Genomic DNA, 1,165 nt, shown 5'->3' with positions numbered 1-1,165 from the left:
ATTACTCGATGATCTTCGCGACCACGCCGGCACCAACGGTACGGCCACCTTCGCGAATCGCGAAGCGCAGACCATCTTCCATGGCGATCGGAGCGATCAGGGTAACACTCATCTTGACGTTGTCACCCGGCATTACCATTTCCACGCCTTCCGGCAGTTCACAGGAACCTGTGACGTCGGTGGTACGGAAATAGAACTGTGGACGATAGCCCTTGAAGAACGGCGTATGACGACCACCTTCTTCTTTGCTCAGTACGTATACTTCGCACTCGAACTTGGTGTGCGGCTTGATTGAACCCGGCTTACACAGAACCTGGCCACGCTCAACGTCGTCACGCTTGGTTCCACGCAGCAGAACACCAACGTTCTCACCGGCACGACCTTCGTCCAGCAGCTTACGGAACATCTCAACGCCGGTGCAGGTCGTCTTGACGGTATCTTTGATACCAACAATCTCGATCTCTTCACCAACCTTGATAACACCGCGCTCTACACGACCGGTCACAACAGTACCACGACCGGAGATGGAGAATACGTCCTCAATCGGCATCAGGAACGGCTGATCGACCGCACGCTCCGGCTCAGGGATGTACGCGTCCAGGGCTTCTACCAGCTTCTTGACAGCGGTAGTACCCATCTCGTTGTCGTCTTTGCCTTCCAGCGCCATCAGCGCAGAACCGGTAACGATCGGAGTGTCATCACCCGGGAAGTCGTACTGGCTCAGCAGTTCACGAACCTCCATCTCAACCAGCTCGAGCAGCTCTTCATCGTCGACCATGTCCGCTTTGTTCAGGAACACAACGATGTAAGGTACGCCAACCTGACGAGACAGCAGGATGTGCTCGCGAGTCTGCGGCATGGGGCCGTCAGCTGCGGAACAAACCAGGATCGCGCCGTCCATCTGTGCCGCACCAGTGATCATGTTCTTCACATAGTCAGCGTGGCCCGGGCAGTCTACGTGAGCGTAGTGACGGGTCGGGGAATCGTACTCAACGTGAGAAGTCGCAATGGTAATACCACGCGCTTTCTCTTCCGGAGCGTTATCGATCGAATCGAATGCACTGGCAGAACCTGTGCCCCAAACTTCGTGACATACACGAGTCAGAGCAGCGGTCAGAGTCGTCTTACCATGGTCAACGTGACCAATGGTGCCAACGTTCAAGTG

At 55.7% G+C, this 1,165-nt stretch carries 1 protein-coding gene; it reads right to left on the bottom strand.

The annotated features are described in order from the left end of the window. Nucleotide 1: 1 nt before the first annotated feature. The coding region (gene tuf / locus KFJ24_RS18145; protein ID WP_250832713.1) for an elongation factor Tu at nt 2-1,165 on the bottom strand (1,164 nt) is incomplete at its 5' end.

The organism is Marinobacter sediminum (assembly GCF_023657445.1).
Classification (GTDB): domain Bacteria; phylum Pseudomonadota; class Gammaproteobacteria; order Pseudomonadales; family Oleiphilaceae; genus Marinobacter; species Marinobacter sediminum_A.
Note: the sequence above shows the minus strand (reverse complement) of the source record. Positions and strands in the feature narration are given on the sequence as shown.